Raw genomic sequence first — 19,999 nt, 5'->3', positions numbered from 1 at the left:
GTATAAAGGCGAGATAAGTGTTTTACACTAAATATATATTATGTAATATTCTGGTGGCTCAAACAGGGGGATGGTTTAGCCTATTTTTAGAAAAATATAACAATAGGAGGACCCTAAAATGAAGCGAAAATGGTCATGGCTACTTGTATTAGGCCTTGTACTAAGCATGTTTTTAGTAGCTTGTGGTGGTGGTAACACTGCAGATGAAACAGAGCAAGCTCAAGAAGTTGAACAAACGTTAAATCTCATCAATGGTGATACGATTCCAACAATGGATCCGTCTATGGCGACTGATGAGTTCGCTTTCCAATTTTTAGGGACAACAATGGAAGGGCTTTATCGTCTTGACGAAGATGCGAATACAACTGAAGGAATCGCATATGATCATGAAGTAAGTGAAGATGCCCTTACTTGGACATTTACATTACGTGAGGATGCTTTATGGTCAAACGGTGACCCAGTAACCGCTCACGACTTTGTATATGCATGGCAACGTGCGGTTGACCCGGATACAGGATCTGAATATGGTCCATATATGATGAGCGGCGTCATTAAAAATGCAACAGAAGTAAACAACGGTGATGTTGGTGTTGAAGAACTTGGTGTAAAAGCAGAAGATGACTTTACATTAGTCGTTGAGCTTGAGCAACCGACACCCTATTTTGAGTCTTTAACTACTTTCGGTACATTCTTACCTTTAAACAAAGCATTTGTTGAAGAACAAGGCGCTGCATTTGCAACATCTGCAGATACGCTGCTTGCAAATGGTCCATTCAAGTTTTCAGACTGGGAAAGTATCAGCCAGAATTGGGAACTTGTCAAGAACGAAGATTACTGGGATGCTGACTCAGTAAAACTGGAAAAAATGACATATGTTGTTGTTAAAGATGCCCAAACCCGTGTTAATTTATATGAAGAAGGAACAGTTGACCGTGTAGATTTATCTTCTGACTTAGTCGATGAATATGCGACACATGAAGATTACAGGATTGTTCCAGATACAGCTGTGTTCTACATGAAGTTAAACCAATCGAGAAATGAAGCATTAGCAAATACAAATATCCGTGCTGCAATTAGCCGTGCCTTCAACAAACAAGATGTTGTTGATGTGATTCTTAACAATGGATCAATCGTTGCAAACGGTCTAGTGCCAGCAGATTTTGCACCAATGCCAGACGGCACAGGTGACTTCCGCGACGTGAGCGGAGATCTTGTCACATACGATCTTGAAGCAGCTCAAGGTTTCTGGGAAAAAGGGTTAGCTGAATTAGGAACAGATACAGTCGAACTTGAATTGCTTGGTGGAGATACAGATACTTCGAAAAATATGCATGCATATCTTCGCAATCAATTAGAAAACAATCTTCCTGGTCTTAAAGTGACATTGAAGGAAGTACCATTTAAGCAACGTTTAGATTTAGACACGGCAATGGATTATGATATGCAACTTGCAGGATGGGGCCCAGATTACCTGGATCCAAACACTTTCTTAACCCTATGGATTACAGATGGTGGAAATAACAAAATGGGCTATTCAAACTCTGAATACGACGCATTATTAGCACAAGCAGCAACAGAGTATGCGACAGATAATGAAGCGCGTTACCAAAACTTCCTAGAGGCTGAAAGAATTCTCTTTGAAGATGCGGCGATTGCACCAATTTACCAAAAAGCCTATGCACAATTAGTTGCTCAAAAAGTACAAGGTGTTTTTAACAATCCATTCGGTGCAACATACGAGTATAAATGGGCTAGCGTTGGTTCTGGAGAGTAATTTAGACAAAAGTATCTAAAAAGTAGATGTAGCAATATAAAGGAGAGTGTGTGCTTAAATAGGCATATACTCTCTTTCTCCGTTTTTAGGGATGAAAGATCAGATAATAATAACAATTTTTTCAGGAAATGATAAAAATATGGAAATTAACAGGAGGTATTATGGATGACTCGCTATCTATTGCGTCGTTTATGGTATATGTTTATTACCTTATTTATTATTGCCACTATCTCATTTTTCTTAATGAAATTACTACCTGGTAGCCCGCTAAACGCGGCAGATAAATTAAGTGAGCAACAACAAGCGATTGTCCTGGAGAAATACGGATTAAATGATCCTGTTCCCATTCAGTACGTTAAATATATCGGCGGACTTTTCAAAGGCGATTTAGGAGTTTCGTTTGCATTTGATAATATCCCTGTGACGAAAATTTTAATGGACAAAATTGGGCCGTCTGCTTTGCTAGGTTTTCAAGCATTATTATTGGGGACAACACTCGGAATCCTCTTAGGTTTAACGGCCTCAATCTTCCGTAACGGTCCTCTCGACTATTCATCGACTATCATTGCAGTTTTAGGTACCTCCATTCCTTCCTTTGTTTTTGCCGGGCTTCTTCAATATTTATTTGCAGTGAAATTGAACATCCTGCCTGTTGCTTTATGGGGAGAGTTCAAGCACACCATTTTGCCGACGATTGCGCTAGCCATTCATCCGATGGCAACCGCTGCACGTTTTACAAGAACAGAAATGGTCGAAGTACTGCATTCAAATTACATTACGACTGCACGTGCGAAAGGGGTAAAAGAATCAGCAATTATTTGGAAACATGGCTTACGTAATGCCTTGATTCCACTAGTTACGGTCATTGGACCGATGGCTGTTTCATTGATGACAGGATCAATGGTAATTGAGCAAATCTTTGCGATTCCTGGAATCGGTGAGCAGTTTGTTACATCTGTAATGGTAAACGATTACCCAACGATTATGGGAACAACTTTATTATTCGCATTTTTATTTGTGGCGATTATTTTAATTATCGACCTCCTTTATGGACTTATTGACCCTAGGATTCGACTTGCAGGAGGAAGCAAATAATGGAGAACCAAAATCATAACAACATACCGAAAGAGCTTTTTAAGCCTCTAGTACGTAAAGAAGATACGAGTGAAACGATTTCAAGTCCAAGCAGAACGTTTTGGCAAGATGCGAGACGAACGTTATTTAAAAATAAATTAGCGGTATTCAGCATGTTTTTGATCACTTTTATTATTTTGATGAGCATTATAGCCCCATCTTTTAATGAATATAAAACAGATGATCAGCTATTATCGCGTTCAAAACTTCCACCACGCGTTCCGGTATTGGAAAATGTATCCTGGTCAGGCTTTGGTGGCGCATTAAAAGGCAATTACACTGGAACAACGGTTGAGGATGCGACAAATAAAGCAGTCGCGAGATATAGTAATGAAAAAGATTTTGTTGATATCAAGGTTGTTAGTGAAGGAGACGGCAGCAAAAACTCTGCTGAAGTCCGGGCAAGTTATCGTGTGTATGAGGCGAAAGGTCTCGAAAACACGTATTTCTGGCTAGGAACAGATACGCTAGGCCGGGACCAATGGACACGCCTTTGGGAAGGGACAAGGGTATCGTTAATTATTGCCTTTGTAGCAGCTGCGATTGATTTAATGATCGGGGTTTCCTATGGTGGGATTTCTGGCTTTTACGGTGGTAGAGTTGATAATGCGATGCAGCGTGTCGTTGAGATTCTTGTTGGAATTCCGAATCTCGTCGTGATTCTCTTGATGATGCTGTTTTTGCAGCCAGGAATTATGTCAATCGTTATTGCCTTAACGATTACCGGATGGACAGGGATGGCACGGATTGTGCGCGGTGAAGTGCTTAAGGTGAAAAGTCAGGAGTTTGTTCTTGCGGCACGGACATTAGGTACTTCGAATGGAACGATTATTCGCCGACATTTGATTCCGAACATTAGCGGGATTATCATTATTAATACGATGTTTACGGTTCCCAGTGCGATTTTCTTTGAAGCATTTTTAAGCTTTATCGGATTAGGGATTGTTCCGCCGGCCGCATCACTCGGTTCATTGATTTCTTCTGGGTTTGACAATATGCGGTTATATCCGTATTTACTAGCCTTTCCTGCAATCTTGATTTCTGTCATCATGATTGCATTTAATATACTTGGCGACGGGTTGCGTGATGCATTTGACCCTAAAATGCATAAATAAGGTAGGTGGGTATAAATGAGTAAATTACTAGAAGTAAAAGATCTAAAAGTATCATTTAACACCTACAACGGTGAAGTACAAGCTGTTCGAGGTGTTAGCTTTGACTTGAATAAAGGGGAAACATTAGCGATTGTTGGCGAATCTGGTTCAGGAAAATCCGTTACTTCCCTCGCGATGATGAAGCTTTTAGCTGGTCAAGGATATATAAAATCAGGTCAAATCCTCTTAGAAGGAATCGACCTTGTTCCGAAAACTGAAAAAGAAATGCAAAATATCCGCGGGAAGGACATTTCAATGGTTTTCCAAGATCCGATGTCTTCATTGAATCCGACGATGAAAATTGGGACGCAAATCATGGAGGGTCTTATTAAACATCAAAATATGAGTCGTGAAGCAGCTAAAAAACGTGCTCTTGAGTTATTGGTTCAAGTAGGAATTCCGCAGCCAGAAGTACGAATGAATCAATATCCACACCAATTTTCTGGTGGGATGCGTCAGCGTGTCGTCATTGCAATTGCACTTGCCTGCAATCCGAAAATTCTTATTGCCGATGAGCCAACAACGGCATTGGATGTGACGATTCAAGCGCAAATTCTTGAGTTGATGAAAGGCATTCAAAAAGCGATTGAAAGCGCGATTATTTTTATTACCCATGACCTTGGGGTCGTAGCGAATATTGCCGATAAAGTAGCGGTGATGTATGCGGGGAAGGTTATTGAAACGGGAACAGTTGATGATATTTTCTATAACCCGAAGCATCCATATACTTGGGGTTTACTAGGTTCAATGCCGACACCGGATAGTACAGATGAAGAGTTGTACGCAATCCCTGGTACGCCTCCAAATATGTTGAAGCCGCCAAAAGGAGATGCGTTCGCACCTCGGAATGAATTTGCTTTGGAAATCGATACTGTCATGGAACCACCGATGTTTAAAGTATCGGATACCCACTATGCAGCGACATGGTTATTGCATCCTGACGCTCCAAAAATTGAACCGCCTAAGTCGGTTAAACAGAGGATGAAGGGGTTTGCGAATAGGATGGTGAAAAGCGGTGACTAGAGAGAAAGTTTTAGAAGTAAAAGATTTGAAGAAACATTTTTCAGCAAAAAGAGATAAACTAATCAAAGCGGTCGATGGCATCACCTTTGATATTTATAAAGGGGAAACGTTCGGGCTTGTCGGTGAATCTGGGAGTGGAAAATCAACGGCTGGAAGGACGATTATTCGCCTTTATGAAGCAACAAGCGGAGAAGTAATATTTAATGGTGAAAATGTTCATGGGAAGAAATCGAAAGACCAATTATTGAAGTTTAATCGGAAGATGCAAATGATTTTTCAAGATCCTTCGTCGTCCTTAAATCCAAGAATGACGGTGCTTGATATTATTGCCGAGGGCATCGATGTTCATAAACTCGCGAAAAATGAACAGGAACGGAAACAACGTGTCGAGGAGCTTTTAGAAGTTGTTGGCTTGAATAAAGAACATGCGACTCGTTTCCCTCATGAGTTTAGTGGGGGGCAGAGGCAACGGGTTGGAATTGCCCGTGCGCTTGCTGTCCAGCCTGATTTTATTATTGCCGATGAGCCGATTTCCGCGTTGGACGTTTCGATTCAGGCTCAGGTCGTAAACTTATTGAAGAAGCTTCAGAAAGATCGCGGTTTAACGTATTTGTTCATTGCCCATGATCTTTCAATGGTCAAATATATTTCTGACCGCATTGGTGTGATGTATATGGGGAATATGGTTGAACTAGCTGATAGTGATGAATTATATGAAAACCCGGTTCATCCATATACGAAGTCATTATTATCAGCCATTCCGTTGCCAGATCCAAGATATGAGCGTGAACGGAAGCGAATCGGTTATGATCCAACAGCACATGATACGAGCGAAGAACCGTCGTTTCGGGAAATTAAGCCAGGACACTGGGTTCGCTGTACGACGAGGGAATTCGAACAATATAAAAGAGATCTTAAATGATTCGTAATTCACTCCTTGTTTTTTTATAAACAGGGGGTTTTCTGTTGGTTGGTTAATTGGGATAAATTGGATCTTGTAGAGTAAATGATGGTTTTCGTAGAGTAAATCTTGGTTTTTGGGGAGTAAGTGGTTGTTTTCGTAGAGTAAAAGGCCCAAACTGTAGAGTAAACAGCCAATTTTGGAGAGTAGCCAAACGAAATGATAAACCGAGCCGGTAGATTCATGGCAATTATTATTTCAGCTTTTAACGATGATTATTGTATAATGACTAAGGATGAATCATTAAGACCACTAATATTAGGAATCAATAAAGGATGGGTCGTTTATGCCTGTGGAAAGTGAAAATATAACGAGAATTCATTTAGATGGAAAAGAATTGATTTTAATTGGTACAGCGCATGTTTCAAAGAAAAGTGCCGAACTAGTAAAAGAAGTGATTGAATCGGAGCAGCCAGATTCCGTTTGTGTTGAATTAGATGAACAGCGATATAAGTCGATTTTAGAGGGAAACAAGTGGAAGGATATGGACATTTTTGAGGTCATTAAATCAAAAAAAGCGTCACTCCTACTAATGAACTTGGCAATCTCCTCTTATCAAAAACGAATGGCGAAACAATTAGGAGTCAATGCGGGACAAGAAATGATTCAAGGAATTGAGTCGGCAAAAGCAACAGGCGCTAAACTTGTCCTAGCCGACCGTAATATTCAAGTGACATTTGCGCGCATTTGGGGCAATCTTGGGTTAAAGGGGAAAGCATTGCTGCTTTCGCAGATTATTTACAGCATTTTCAGCAATGAGAGCATTTCAGAGGAAGAACTAGAAAAACTGAAATCACAGGATATGCTAAACTCGATGCTCGATGAGTTTACAGCCAGCTTTCCGCAATTAAAACGGCCATTAATCGATGAACGTGACCAATATTTAGCGCAAAAAATTAAAGAAGCTCCAGGGAAGAAGATTGTCGCCGTGTTAGGAGCGGCACATGTGCCTGGAATTAAGGAACAGATTAACAAGGATCATGATTTAGCAGCAATCACGAAACTGCCGCCAAAATCGAAGGCACCGAAAATCATCGGTTGGTCGATTCCGATTATTATTCTCGCGGTCATTGCTTACACGTTTTACGCAAATCCATCAGCTGGTTTGCAGCAAACGTTGAGCTGGGTCATTTGGAACGGGTCATTATCGGCGCTCGGCACAGCGATTGCGCTCGGCCATCCGCTGGCGATTTTAACAGCACTGCTCGTTGCGCCGCTTACATCATTGAATCCGTTGCTTGCAGCAGGCTGGTTTGCTGGCTTTGTTCAAGCATATTTCCGTCGTCCGAGCGTAAAAGACTTTGAGCGGCTGTCAGAGGATGTTTACAGTGTAAAGGGGTTTTGGCAGAACCGTGTCACAAGGGTGCTGCTTGTCGTCGTCTTAGCTAACATCGGAAGCTCAGTTGGAACATTTATCGGTGGGGCAGACGTTGTTCGGTTGTTTCTTGAAAACGTGTTTTAATGGATTCGGCTTTACTACTTACACTACTTCCGAAAGATGATCATATAACAAGCTGATAATAAAATCAGCTTGTTTATTTTTTTAATTTAATGACATTGCAACGAAAGTTATTGTAATGTAAGAATTTTCAATTTACGATAGGTAGAAATAGAAAAGTAGAATAATAGGGAGACGATGGGGAATGCGGACTTATCTGTTATTAGCAATGTGCGCGTTATTTTTAATCCAATATTTTGTTGGTGCACAATGGCTGCAATATTTCGTCGTTAGTTTAGCGTTACTAGCATTTATCAGTAGTGCTGGGAAGGCAGATCGCTTTCCGCGGCTTTTAGGGTTTTTAATGATGAGCACTGGAATGATCATTGAATGGGGAAAAGGGACAGGATTTAATGGGATTAATCAAGGAATCTACTTAATTATTCCACTCATTTGTTTGATTACACTCGCGCCGCTGCTCTCAATCCCATTAAAAGTCAGTGGCTTTTTTCAGGCAATATCACAATTATTAAGAAAACTATTGGATCACCCGAAAAAATTATATGCGGGAATTACAGGTTCGTTGTTTTTCTTAAGTCCGATTTTCAACTTGGCATCTGTCCGGATGATTAGCGAGTTTCTCGAAGACTTGAAGCTGCCGTCAGCGATGAGTGCGAAAAGCTATTTGGTGGGCTTCACAACCGCACTTTTGTGGTCTCCCTATTTCGCGTCGGTTTCATTAGTCCTTCATTATCTAAATATTCCTTATAGTGAATATATTTTATATGGCTTAGGACTATCGATCTTGTCGTTACTGATTGGAAATCTGTTATTTGCTTTGTGGGAAAAACATCATCCACTGACGATGGATAAAGAGAGTAAAGAGGTTTTACATGAAAATCATCGGAAACAATTAATTCAATTGTCTTTAATCGTCGTGTTCCTTATGGGGGTTTGTCTATTAATTGAAGTATTGACGCATTGGTCAATGGTTGTGATTGTCTGTCTCTTATCGATTACAATTCCGCTCTTATATGGATTAAAACGAGCCAACCGGAAGCCAATGATTCCCCTTTTTGCCGCTTATCGTAATCGTACATTGCCATTAATGAACAATGAAATTATGTTGTTTATGAGCGCTGGTATGCTCGCATATGCATTGCAAGGGACGAAGATTGCGATTGCAATTGGGATGTTTTTGACAAATTTATCAAATATCTCATTTTTCCTTTTTGCGTTTGCTGTTTTAGCGATTGTGTTATGTATTACTTATGTTGGAATCCATCAAATTGCTGTAATTGGTGCGTTGTCGATGCAGTTAAATGCCGCTGAACTAGGGATGACAAACTTAGGTTTAGCGATGCTCTTGCTGTTAGCATGGGCGCTCTCTGCTTCGCTAAGCCCTTTTTCAGGCTTAAATTTAATGGTTAGCCGGATTGCCGGCATATCCGGTGTCCGTGTCGGTTTACGGGCAAATGGATTGCATATTGCGCTCTTTGCGGTTATCGGGATTACAATCATTTCATTTATAGCTTAAAAAAACCCGTTGAAGGAATTTCAACGGGTTTCTGCATGGCCCAAATGGGCTCTCTGTCGATAAACTTGATAAATACCAAGAGCGATGAACGAGAGGATAATCCCTGATATATATGGGAGCCCAATCGTAATCGAAAACAACCAGCCACCTAAAGGGGGACCGATGATTCGTCCGAGGGAATCAAAGGACGATAAAAGCCCTGTTGCACTGCCATGCCCTGAAGTAGCTGTCTTTGTTAAGAGCGAAGAAACACTTGGGCGGATTAAACCGTTTCCAACGCCGAAAATCGTTAAGAAAAGAGCCGCAGTCAGAAAATTATTCGTAAATAAAATAAGTGCGAAGCCCAATGCTGAGACAATGATTCCTAGTTGAATGACAAATCCTTCACCAAATTTCTTCGTCATCTTGCCCACAAATCCGCCTTGAATGATCGCTTGCACAAGGCCCATAATCATAAAAATATACCCAAGTTCCACGGCTCCTAAGCCAGCCTTTTCTGCTGCAAAATACGCGAAAGTCGCTTCTAAACCAGCAAGTGAGAGCGAGATAAACAATTGCAAGAAAAACAAGATCGATGTCGAACTTTTGAAAGCTTCCTTGTAAAAGGAATTTCGTTTTTTCCCATGTTGCTGATTCCGCTTTTCAGCAGGTAAAGACTCTTTTAATACAAAGAGGACGAAGAAAAACGTCAGCAATGAGGATATTCCCGCAAGATAAAACGGAGTCGCCAAGCTTGCTTGTGAGAAAATTCCTCCGATCGCAGGTCCGAATATAAACCCTAAACCTGTCGCAGCGCCGATAATCCCCATTCCTTTTCCACGGTCCTCATCGGAGGTAATATCGGCCACATAAGCCATTGCTGTTGGCATATTTGCTGCAGAGAGCGCTCCACCAATAATCCTTGCTGCGAAAAGCATCCATAGTTGTGTTGATACAGCCGTTAAAAAGAAAGAAAGGGCCAGTCCGATTATCCCAATCATCATGACAGGTTTGCGGCCGACTCGATCAGAGACGCGTCCCCAAACTGGAGCAAACACGAGCTGCATAAAGGAGTATACCGCCATTAATAATCCTAATTGTGTAGGTGTCGCCCCAAGTTCCTCGGCATAAAAAGGAATGACAGGAATGATGATTCCGAAGCCGACCATAACGAGAAACATAATGGCAAACAGGATAGGCAACGCTTTTTTCGTTTCCATAAATAAAATCACCCCAGAATCCCAGCTAAGTACATTACTAATGTCTAAAAGTAATTATACACGTTCAAGGAGGGAAAGGAACAAACTGGAACTGATGAATCGTCAATTTTTTTCAAAATGTGATTTGAATCCTTATTTCATTTTCGACAATGTTATAAGATGACCTCAGATGGAAAACAGCAATATAAAACTTGGAGGTTAACATAAATGATGAACCACAAAAAACTAGCAGAAAACATTTACTTGGTAGGGAAAAATGATAATCGGGAAGTACCTTTTCACCGCTTAATTTTAGCAAAAGGTACGACTTACAATGCCTATTTGCTTAATACAGAAAAACCAACTTTAATTGATACAGTTGATATGGAATATGGCCGTGAATTTGTCGAGCATTTAAGCGAATTAATTGATCCGAAAGATCTTCAATATATCGTTATTAACCATACAGAACCAGACCACTCAGGCGGGATGGCAGCCCTTGGCGGTAGAGCAACAAATGCAACAATCGTTTGTACCGAGCCTGCGGTCAATGAATTAAAAGAAATGTACAAGCTTCATAATCGCGAGTTTCTCGTTGTCAAAGATGGCGACAAACTGGATATCGGCGGCAAAACATTATTGTTCAGAGAAACACCTTATCTTCATACAGCAGAAACGATGATTACCTATTGTGTCGAGGATAAAATTCTATTCCCATGTGATATTTTCAGTACACATGTTGCAAATGCGGAAATTTTTGCTGACGAAGCAGGATTTGACATTACCGACGACTTTATCGGTTACTATAATGCAATCATTCACCCACACCGTCGCTACGTAAGAACATTAATTGATGCGTTAGCAGGGTTAGATGTGCAAATGATTGCACCGTCACACGGGTATATTTTAAGAAAAGACATCCAAAAGTATATCGACTTATATGCAAATTTAAGTGCAGACACAGTGAATGATAAAAAAGTAACGATTGTTTATACAACGATTCGAAGCAATACGAAAAAGGTTGCAAACCATTTACAACGTATTTTTACTGAAAATAATATTGAAGCAACTGTTTTTAATGCAGATAAATGTGAAAAAAGCGACATACTTGCAAGCATTAAAGAAGCAGATGCGGTCTTTATCGGTAGCTCAACAAAATATGCAGACATGATTGGGAATCTTGAAGATGTCTTGAAAGATATGGTCGAGATGAATCTTGAAGGGAAAGTCGGTGCAGCATTCGGTTCGTACGGCTGGAGCGGGGAAGCAATTGAAGTGATTCAAGATTACTTGAATCAAACAAATATGGATGTCCAAAGTACTTCACATGTCATCAAAACAACAGGAATGACTCATGTTGAATTCCCAGTACGTGTGCGCTTTTCTCCGAAAGATGAGCAACTTAAAAAAGTTGAGCATTCCGCTACATTTGTCGCCGATTTACTACTAAGTGCCGTTTAAATGAAAGGGGAGAGGAAGAGAATGGCTAAAACTTATTGTATTATCGGCTCTGGTGTTGCGGCTGTGAATGCAGCAAAGGCAATTCGTGATCACGATAAAGAAGGAAGAATCACGATTTTCGGGGCAGAACCAAACTTGCCCTATAACCGAATCAAATTGTCTAAAGAACTATTTTCCGATTTAATGAACCCAAAAGTGCTTATAAAAAAAGAAAAATGGTATGAAACTCAACAAATAGAGGTAATTAATCAGAAAATCACCGCTATTGATACAGACAACTTCACAATTACTACATCAGAAGGAGAAACAGTTTCCTACGATAAGCTGTTGATTTGTACAGGCTCAAAAAATCGGAAACTTCCAATTGAAGGAATCGATTTGCAAGGTGTGTTTACGATCCGTGAAAGACATGAGGCCGAGGAATTTAAAGCTTTTATTGCTGATAAAGAGCATGTTGTCAATGTGGGCGGTGGAATACAAGGGCTGGAAACAGCCTGGTCGCTCCTTAAAGCGGGTAAACAGGTAACAATCTTAGAAGCGGCACCAAGGCTAATGGCAAGGCAGCTAGATGAGCAGACGAGTTCGCTTTTACAGGCGAAAATTGAGGAAGCTGGCGTTACCGTTCATGTTCATACAGGGATTGAAAAAGTCGTTGGCCAACATTCAGTTGAAGCGGTGGTCGCTGGTGGTGAAGACATTCGCTGTGACAGTGTCATCTATTCGATTGGAGTTATTCCAAATCTTGATCTTGTCATTAATTCAGAAATTGACAGTAATCGTGGCATCGTCGTAAATGAGCGGATGGAAACGAATATTTCAGGGATTTATGCAGCTGGTGATGTTGCTGAGTTAAATGGTGCTGTAGAAGGTCTATGGGGAAGAGCAATGGATCAAGGAAAGGCAGCAGGAACAAATATGGCAGCCGAGCAGAGCATATCCTTTGAGAAGACAATTCCGCTTACTGTTTTCAATGCTTTTGATTTACCGTTATTCTCAATAGGCTTAGTAGATGAAAGTCAATGTGATGATAGTTTAATAGAGGAAGACGGTTCAGGGAAGTACACGAGAGTATTTATTAAAAATGAAAAATTAGTAGGTGTTATTTCCTTAGAGGGAGTTGCTGCATCACTGCCATATAAGACAGCAATTGAAAAAGAAGTATCGCTAGAGGGAATGGATTTTAGCAAGTTAACAATCAGTGAATTAATGAGTGAGTTAAAAGAACGGCTGCAAGCCGCGGCTTAATTTATAAGGAGGAAAAAGAATAATGAAAAAATATATTTGTTTGCCATGTGGCTATATTTACGACCCAGCAATCGGCGATCCTGATGAGGATGTTTGCCCAGGGACCGCATTTGAAGACCTGCCAGAAGATTGGGTATGCCCGATGTGCGGCGAAGATACAAGTCATTTTGAAGAAGTCGAAGAATAAGAGGGGAGAAGTGCTGGATGAATTCCAGCACTTTTTTCGGTTTATTGAAAGGGGTGATTTAAGTCACACCGCCGCCCTTTTTCCTATGCTATATTTTGGTTATAGATTAAAAAATACATTCTAATAGGTGATGCATGATGAAGGAACATAGCTGCAGCCGTTGTTTAAATTATGGAGATCATGGGCCATGTGCAAAAAAAGTACCGATTTTTGGTTCGCTATCTGACCTAGACATGGTTAAACTGACCGGGATGATTAGTCATAAACAGTTTAAAAAAGGCCAGGCCCTTATCAATGAAGGGGAGAAGTCAGATAAACTGTTTATCATCAATCAGGGCCAAGTAAAGCTTTCAAAGTTTACGGTCAATGGGAAAGAGCAAATTCTTGATATTATGACTTGTGGCGATTTCTTCGGTGAGTTGAATTTATTCCATCATGACGAAGTAAGCAATTTTACCGCCTATGCAATTGAGGAAACGGAGATTTGTCAATTGACAAAGGATGATATTGATCGAGTGATGGCAGCTAATCCAGATATCGCCATTAAGTTATTAAAAGAAGTGACGAAGCGATTAGCCCACACGGAAAATTTAGCGCAAAATTTAGCGACAAAAGATCCAGAAGTACGAATTGCCCAAATGCTATTAGAGTTCTGTCAAAAGTTTGGCACGGAAAAAGGTGGCGGTGTCCTCATTCATCTCCCTATTACTCGTGAAGAAATTGCTAGTTATGTTGGGGTAACAAGGGAAACGATTAGCCGCAAATTAAGCAAGTTTGAAGATTTAGGGTTGATTTCATTAACAGGGAATAAAGAATTATTTATCCAAGACCAGTTTGCTTTAAAACAATATACCCAATAGAAAAGTCAATCATCGCCCTTACGAAAGGGGAGGGGATGATGGACTTTTTTTATTTTTTTTTGACAAAAGATAGACAATAGTAGATTTTTACTGAATTGTAGCGATGTATACAATAATGTTTACAAGTATACAAAAAGAAAACAATATGTGTGCAATTACGTTTACAAGTATACAAATACGTACGCATGCTTAAATGACAATATGTGTACATAGTTGTAAACATGTATACAATTTTGTTTGGGTTGTGTACATTTTTGAATACATCTAAAGTAGGATTGACCATTTCTATAGTTTGCTATAATCTGTAAATATTAGCTTTAATTTTTTTGAGAGGAATGATAGAATGACAAATTCAAGAGTTTGTGCAGTTGATGTTGGGAATGACTCCGTTAAAGCCTTGTTTGGCAAACTGGATTATGAATTATACATACCGAATGTAATTGCGAGAGATACAGAAGACCGACCTGTAATCGGGATCGAAGATTTAAATGAGAAAAACCCGCTTGATGGAATTCATATTAAGGTGCACTCCCCTGCCCTTCAAGAGAACAATGCAATTTATCGTGTCGGGGACTTAGCAACCAAAAGCGATAATGCGAGCGAATTGGACCCAGGAAGCTCAAAGTCAGAAGAAGATCAAACATTAATCATGCTTTTCGCTACTTTAGCACTTGATGCTGTAAGAGAAGAAAATGCCGCTATTTTTAAACGAAACAATAATATCATTGATGCCAATTACACATTAGGAACAGGGCTTCCCCTTCGTGAAGTAAAAGAAGGCAAAGATGTTGGTTATCGCGCCCAACTATTGGGTTCCGTTCACCAGGTCGAATTTTTAGTAACACCAAAATACCAGGGCTTAAAGGTGAATATTCGCTTTGACCAAGTGAAGGTATATCCAGAAGGATTTGCTGCTTATATTAACTTAGTTATGGATAATAACTTGAATATTATTAACCGCGATTTAATTGATAAAAATATTTTAATTCAAGATATTGGTGGTCTCTCAACGGATATTGCTGTGATTAAAAATCGCAATGTTGACGATGATAAGGCGCAAGGTTTTAATTTAGGTGTATCTGAAGCGTTAGAGGCGATTAGAGAGGAAATTCGTTCGAAGCATGGCGTGGAGTTGGACAGCCGTCGCGATGTTGTTGACATCATTACACGTAAAAATAACCGCAACCACATTATGGTGCGCGGAAGTCGGACGAGCGTCCATGATATTACGGATCGAATTTTAGTAGACTTAGCAAAGAAACAATATCGTCATTTAAGAAATGTTTGGCAGAAAAACTCGCAAACGGAAATCTGTTATTTCGTTGGTGGCGGCTCCATGGTATTGAAAGAATATATTAAAACATTGAACAACAATCTTGATGGCTATAATATTGAATTCTTTGAAGATGAGAAGGAAAGTATATGGATGATGTCCAATGCTTATTATAAATTAATTTCTGACTTTGTTCGTAAAACGGAGAAGGAGAAGAAGCAGCCTGTTAAGCAAAGTACCGACAAGTAAGCGAATAAGGTGATCTTATGGATAAGAAGCGCATCCAGCGAGGGCAGGCGATTACGTTTCGTCTCCCTTCTGATACCCCTGACCACATCTTAAAGCAATTACAGAGGCTGAAGGAAACGGAGAAACGAAACTTCTCTAGTAAAATAGCTGAGTTTGCGCTTGAAGGGGTTAATAATTCTCTAGCAAGAGAAAAGGAAATGATTTCGATTCCGCTTCCGAAACAATTGACGAAGGAGCAGCGAAATTGGTTGAAACATGCCCATTCTGAGGCAATGTTAGGAACAATCGTTTATCAGCTCCTCGTTGATCCAGTACGGGCGTCAGCAATCCTCGCTACCCTTAATAGTAAGGCGCTTGATATTGATGAAGCGTTGTACTTGCAAGAAGAATTTCAAGAGGCAGAAATGCCTACTACAGAACCTGATGAACTTAAAACCGAAACGGAGCCTGATTCTCTCGAAGATGATTTGCTAGATTTCGATTGGGAAAAAGCACTGCAAGAGCAGGCCTCCACAGAGGAAGAAGAGGAAGAGGAGGATGTAGACGATCTCCTTGGCGGATTCCTTGCAAATATGAATAAATAAGTAAAAAGACTACCGAGCACTGGTAGTCCTTTTTGGCTAAGTGAAATTTAAAAAGATTGGAATGAAAACATGGATTATACGCTAAAGGTTAAAGAAAAGTTTGTGAGCAGGTATAAACAAGGGTTTCCACTAATCGGGAAAGAAGCTCTTTACAATTTTGCTGATGTCATAGAAGAAGGAGCCATCGTCAAGCTGGTCGATGAGCAGAACCGGTTCCTAGCAAAAGGGTATTGCGGAAAACAGAATAAAGGCGTTGGCTGGGTGTTGTCGAGAAATGAAAATGAGGTACTAGACAAAGATTTCTTTAAAAAGAAGCTTGCGGAAGCATTGGAACGGCGAGCGCACTTTTTCCAAGACTCAGAAACAACTGCATTTCGTGTTTTTAATGGTGAAGGAGACGGCATTGGTGGAGTGACAATTGAGTATTTTGCTGGTTATTATCTGTTTCATTGGTACAGCAAAGGGATTTACGCTTTTAAGGAAGCACTCGTGAATGCACTGATAGAGCTGGTGGACTTCAAAGGTATTTATGAGAAAAAGCGCTTCGATACAAAAGGTCAGTATATTGAAGATGATGATTTTGTCACTGGAGAGCGTGGGGAGTTTCCGTTAACTGTCAAGGAAAATGGCATCAACTTTGCCGTTTATTTAAATGAAAGTGCGATGGTGGGGGTATTTATTGATCAACGCGATGTGAGAAAAGCGATCCGTGACAAGTATGCCGAGGGAAAAACGGTGTTAAACACTTTTTCCTACACTGGCGCATTTTCTGTTGCAGCTGCCTTAGGTGGTGCTCGAAAAACAACAAGTGTCGACCTTGCTAATCGCAGTCTTGAGAAAACTCAGGAGCAGTTCAGTTTGAACGAAATCAACTATGAAGATCATGCTATTTTGGTGATGGATGTTTTTAACTATTTTAAGTATGCTAAAAAGAAAGGATTAAAATTTGATCTTGTAATCCTTGATCCGCCAAGTTTTGCTCGGTCTAAGAAAATCGTTTTTAGCGCTGAAAAGGATTATAAAAATCTTCTAAAAGAAGCGATCTCGATTACTGAAGAAAGTGGGGTTATTGTTGCTTCAACGAATGCGAGTAATTTTGATATGAAAAAGTTTAAAGGGTTTATTAAAACTGCATTTAAAGAGACAGAGTGCCAGTATAATATTGTCGATGAGTTTTCTTTGCCTGAAGATTTCCGTGTGATCGAAGAATTCCCACAGGGGAATTATTTGAAGGTGGTTGTTATTAAAAAGCTTTCTTAGTTAACCTAAAAAAAGGGGGCCAGTGGCCTCCTTTTTTATCGTTAATTAAATTACACCTTGAGCAATCATTGCGTCGGCTACTTTTGTAAAACCAGCAATATTGGCACCGACGACTAAGTTATCAGGATAGCCAAACTCATCAGCCGCTTTCACACTGTTGCGGTAGATGTTTTTCATGATGGAATGTAATTTTTCATCGACTTCTTCGAATGTCCATGATAATCTCATGCTGTTTTGTGACATCTCGAGCGAAGAAACTGCGACACCACCAGCATTTGCTGCTTTAGCAGGTCCAAAGAGAACTTTGTTTTCTAGGAAGATGTCAATCGCTTCTAAAGTGGATGGCATATTCGCGCCTTCACCAATCGCTTTCACACCGTTTTCAACTAACGCTTTCGCTGCTTGATCGTCGATTTCATTTTGTGTCGCACATGGAAGCGCGATATCACAAGGAATTGTCCAAATACTAGAGCATCCTTCGTAATATTCAGCCCCTGGATGTTCTTTTACATACTCACTAATTCTTACTCTTTCAACTTCTTTCAGGCGCTTCACAGTTTCAAGGTTAATGCCGTTGCGGTCATATACATAACCGTTTGAATCACTGCAGGCAACAACTTTTGCACCTAATTGTGTTGCTTTTTCAATTGCATAAATGGATACGTTCCCTGAACCTGAAACAACAACTGTCGATCCTTTAAAGCTTAAGCCTTTATCAGCTAGCATTTCTTGAACGAAATAAACTGTCCCGTAACCAGTCGCTTCAGGACGCGCTGGGCTTCCGCCGTAAATCGGTGCTTTTCCAGTTAAAACACCTGCTTCATAGGCACCGCGAATTCTTTTGTATTGACCGAACATATAACCAATTTCTCGCGCGCCGACACCGATATCACCAGCAGGAACATCGACATCCGGGCCGATATGACGATAAAGTTCTGTCATAAAACTTTGTGTGAAACGCATAATTTCGCCATCAGACTTGTCTTTAGGATCGAAGTCAGAGCCGCCTTTACCACCGCCGATTGGCAGTCCAGTTAATGAGTTTTTGAATAATTGTTCAAAACCTAAAAACTTAATAATGCTTGCGTTGACGGATGGGTGAAAACGAATTCCACCTTTGTAAGGGCCGATTGCACTGTTGAATTGAACACGGAAGCCCCGGTTTACTCGAACCTTTCCTTGGTCATCAACCCATGGCACACGGAAAGTGATCATTCGTTCAGGTTCTGCGATTCTTTCTAAAATATTGTGCTCAATGTATTTTGGATATTTTGCAAAAATCGGTACGAGGGAATCAAAGCATTCCTTTACGGCTTGATGGAATTCGCTCTCATTTGGATTGCGTTTCTTTACTGCCTCGTATACTTCATTCACATAGGCTTTTGCTGCTTGTAATTCCGTGCTTATTTTATCGTCGATAGTCATAGCCACAATGTATCCTCCTCTATTGTATTGTATATATAAATGCATTAAATGATTTAATTAAGATAGTTGTTCCAACAGGTGAATTATAATTTAATACTCATCTCCAATCAATATAGATTTACGATGAAATCATTTCCGAATCGAGATGGATGCCTTTGTAAAGGGGTTAATAGACAACAAATAGAATAAGAAAAAAAATTGCCATCGTATTTAAACCAACAGGAATGGCAAATTCAGCCCATTCTTTACTAGATATGTTTAGCTTTCCGGCAGCAATAATATTCGGGATATTTCCTGGAATGAGCATCCCACCGCTGATGAGCAACCCAAGCAAGATGGCTTGAATCGTGTCAGCACTCATTTCCGGACTAATTTCCGCGGCAGCAAGCGTTGCATTATCCAAGACAGCAGAAATCATATTAATCCAATATAAAATCGTAGGGTGGAGATCAAGCAAATACGTGGAAATCAATGGTTCAAAACCTGTCCCAAGAAAGGTAAGGCCCATTACAAATAGGTAAATTTTTACAGACCGAACGATAATTTGCCGGTAGCTTTCAGGTTTTTGGTCAACATCCAATCCTTTTGAATTTTTACGAGGGTTAATCATAAACACGGTTAATAAGCCAAAGGCTAATAAGGCGACAATGACTTCGACTCCGATTAAGTGAAATAAATACGTGAAATCTTCGTTTAATTTTCCGACAGTAATTGTTGAGAGCGGTTCGCCAATGGGTGTTAATGCTGCTCCAAGTCCAATTGAAAAACAGGCGAGAATCGTAAACCTGACACGAGATTGGCGATTGAGTGGGAGAACATTTACGATAATCACTAAGATAATTGCCGCAATAATCGCAGTAATCAAGCTGGAAGCAAGTCCTAAAAAGATCACTGTTAATCCTGCGAACAACCGTGGGGACAATTTATTACTCAAAAATACAATCGATTTTCCAATTTGGTCATGGAGCCATTTTGTCAGTAAGCCAGCGATTAACACTGCCACCGCGATTTTAATGGGGTCAGTGAGTGCCTTTGTTAATAATGGGAGATCCATCATTCCGCTCACGATTGCCGCACAAATTCCCATCGCAAATAGGAAAATTTCTAAATTCCGTTCAACCTTTGCGACTGTGAACGGTAAAAATAATACTAAAATCAAGATAATTAATAACCCCATCGTCATCCAAATCCTTTTCAATAAGATGTATAAACTTATCCTATTAAGGACTTGTACAAAAAATCACTTATTTTGGGAA

At 40.1% G+C, this 19,999-nt stretch carries 17 protein-coding genes; 14 read left to right on the top strand and 3 right to left on the bottom strand.

The features are described from left to right. Nucleotides 1-118 precede the first annotated feature (118 nt). From GNT69_RS04995 to GNT69_RS04965, 7 genes are all read left to right on the top strand, one after another. A complete protein-coding gene (locus GNT69_RS04995; RefSeq protein ID WP_203553824.1) occupies nt 119-1,774 on the top strand; it encodes a peptide ABC transporter substrate-binding protein in 1,656 nt (551 codons plus the stop codon). A gap of 165 nt (nt 1,775-1,939) precedes the next feature. Continuing rightward, entirely contained in the window at nt 1,940-2,869 is a 930-nt protein-coding gene (opp3b, locus tag GNT69_RS04990; RefSeq protein WP_203553823.1) for an oligopeptide ABC transporter permease, read from the top strand. After that, nucleotides 2,869-4,023, top strand: a complete 1,155-nt coding sequence (gene opp3C / locus GNT69_RS04985) for an oligopeptide ABC transporter permease (RefSeq protein WP_203553822.1) — start codon at nt 2,869-2,871, stop codon at nt 4,021-4,023. Before opp3b ends, opp3C begins: the two co-directional genes overlap by 1 nt. Before the next feature lie 15 nt (nt 4,024-4,038). Beyond that, complete coding sequence (locus GNT69_RS04980; protein ID WP_203553821.1) at nt 4,039-5,085, top strand: ABC transporter ATP-binding protein; 1,047 nt, start codon at nt 4,039-4,041, stop codon at nt 5,083-5,085. Further along, the gene (locus GNT69_RS04975) at nt 5,078-6,007 is read left to right on the top strand and encodes an ATP-binding cassette domain-containing protein (RefSeq protein WP_203553820.1); all 930 of its coding nucleotides are present in this window, start codon (nt 5,078-5,080) and stop codon (nt 6,005-6,007) included. The genes GNT69_RS04980 and GNT69_RS04975 overlap by 8 nt, the downstream gene beginning before the upstream one ends. A 331-nt stretch (nt 6,008-6,338) precedes the next feature. Next, nucleotides 6,339-7,508 (top strand): TraB family protein, encoded by a 1,170-nt coding sequence (locus GNT69_RS04970; protein ID WP_203553973.1) that lies wholly within the window; start codon nt 6,339-6,341, stop codon nt 7,506-7,508. A 181-nt stretch (nt 7,509-7,689) separates the two neighbouring features. Beyond that, nucleotides 7,690-9,021, top strand: a complete 1,332-nt coding sequence (locus GNT69_RS04965; RefSeq protein WP_203553819.1) for a hypothetical protein — start codon at nt 7,690-7,692, stop codon at nt 9,019-9,021. Nucleotides 9,022-9,041: 20 nt separating this feature from the next. Here GNT69_RS04965 and GNT69_RS04960 read toward each other — a convergent pair whose 3' ends face one another. Next, on the bottom strand, nt 9,042-10,220 hold the full coding sequence (locus GNT69_RS04960) for an MFS transporter (protein ID WP_203553818.1): 1,179 nt from the start codon (nt 10,218-10,220) through the stop codon (nt 9,042-9,044). Nucleotides 10,221-10,427: 207 nt separating this feature from the next. Between GNT69_RS04960 and GNT69_RS04955 the strand changes: the two genes are divergently transcribed. From GNT69_RS04955 to GNT69_RS04925, 7 genes are all read left to right on the top strand, one after another. Beyond that, nucleotides 10,428-11,660, top strand: coding sequence for an FprA family A-type flavoprotein (locus GNT69_RS04955; protein ID WP_481747595.1), 1,233 nt, complete (start codon nt 10,428-10,430; stop codon nt 11,658-11,660). Between the two features lie 21 nt (nt 11,661-11,681). Next, nucleotides 11,682-12,905 (top strand): NAD(P)/FAD-dependent oxidoreductase, encoded by a 1,224-nt coding sequence (locus tag GNT69_RS04950; protein ID WP_203553817.1) that lies wholly within the window; start codon nt 11,682-11,684, stop codon nt 12,903-12,905. Nucleotides 12,906-12,927: 22 nt separating this feature from the next. Beyond that, entirely contained in the window at nt 12,928-13,092 is a 165-nt protein-coding gene (rd, locus tag GNT69_RS04945) for a rubredoxin (RefSeq protein ID WP_203553816.1), read from the top strand. Nucleotides 13,093-13,229: 137 nt separating this feature from the next. Continuing rightward, nucleotides 13,230-13,952, top strand: a complete 723-nt coding sequence (locus GNT69_RS04940) for a Crp/Fnr family transcriptional regulator (RefSeq protein ID WP_203553815.1) — start codon at nt 13,230-13,232, stop codon at nt 13,950-13,952. A gap of 343 nt (nt 13,953-14,295) precedes the next feature. Further along, the gene (locus GNT69_RS04935; protein WP_203553814.1) at nt 14,296-15,474 is read left to right on the top strand and encodes a ParM/StbA family protein; all 1,179 of its coding nucleotides are present in this window, start codon (nt 14,296-14,298) and stop codon (nt 15,472-15,474) included. Between the two features lie 17 nt (nt 15,475-15,491). Then, entirely contained in the window at nt 15,492-16,058 is a 567-nt protein-coding gene (locus GNT69_RS04930; protein WP_203553813.1) for a hypothetical protein, read from the top strand. Nucleotides 16,059-16,127: 69 nt separating this feature from the next. Beyond that, nucleotides 16,128-17,318 carry a class I SAM-dependent rRNA methyltransferase gene (locus GNT69_RS04925; RefSeq protein WP_203553812.1) on the top strand — a complete coding sequence of 397 codons (1,191 nt, stop codon included), beginning with the start codon at nt 16,128-16,130 and terminating at the stop codon, nt 17,316-17,318. Between the two features lie 45 nt (nt 17,319-17,363). On the opposite strand, the gene gdhA is transcribed toward GNT69_RS04925, so the two are convergent. Beyond that, complete coding sequence (gene gdhA, locus GNT69_RS04920) at nt 17,364-18,743, bottom strand: NADP-specific glutamate dehydrogenase (RefSeq protein WP_203553971.1); 1,380 nt, start codon at nt 18,741-18,743, stop codon at nt 17,364-17,366. A 166-nt stretch (nt 18,744-18,909) separates the two neighbouring features. Then, on the bottom strand, nt 18,910-19,926 hold the full coding sequence (locus GNT69_RS04915; RefSeq protein ID WP_203553811.1) for a DUF1646 family protein: 1,017 nt from the start codon (nt 19,924-19,926) through the stop codon (nt 18,910-18,912). Nucleotides 19,927-19,999 lie beyond the last annotated feature (73 nt).

This window comes from Bacillus sp. B15-48 (assembly GCF_016879755.1).
Lineage (GTDB): Bacteria > Bacillota > Bacilli > Bacillales > Cytobacillaceae > Mesobacillus_B.
The sequence above is the reverse complement of the archived record's forward strand: the minus strand, read 5'-3'. Positions and strand labels throughout refer to the sequence as shown.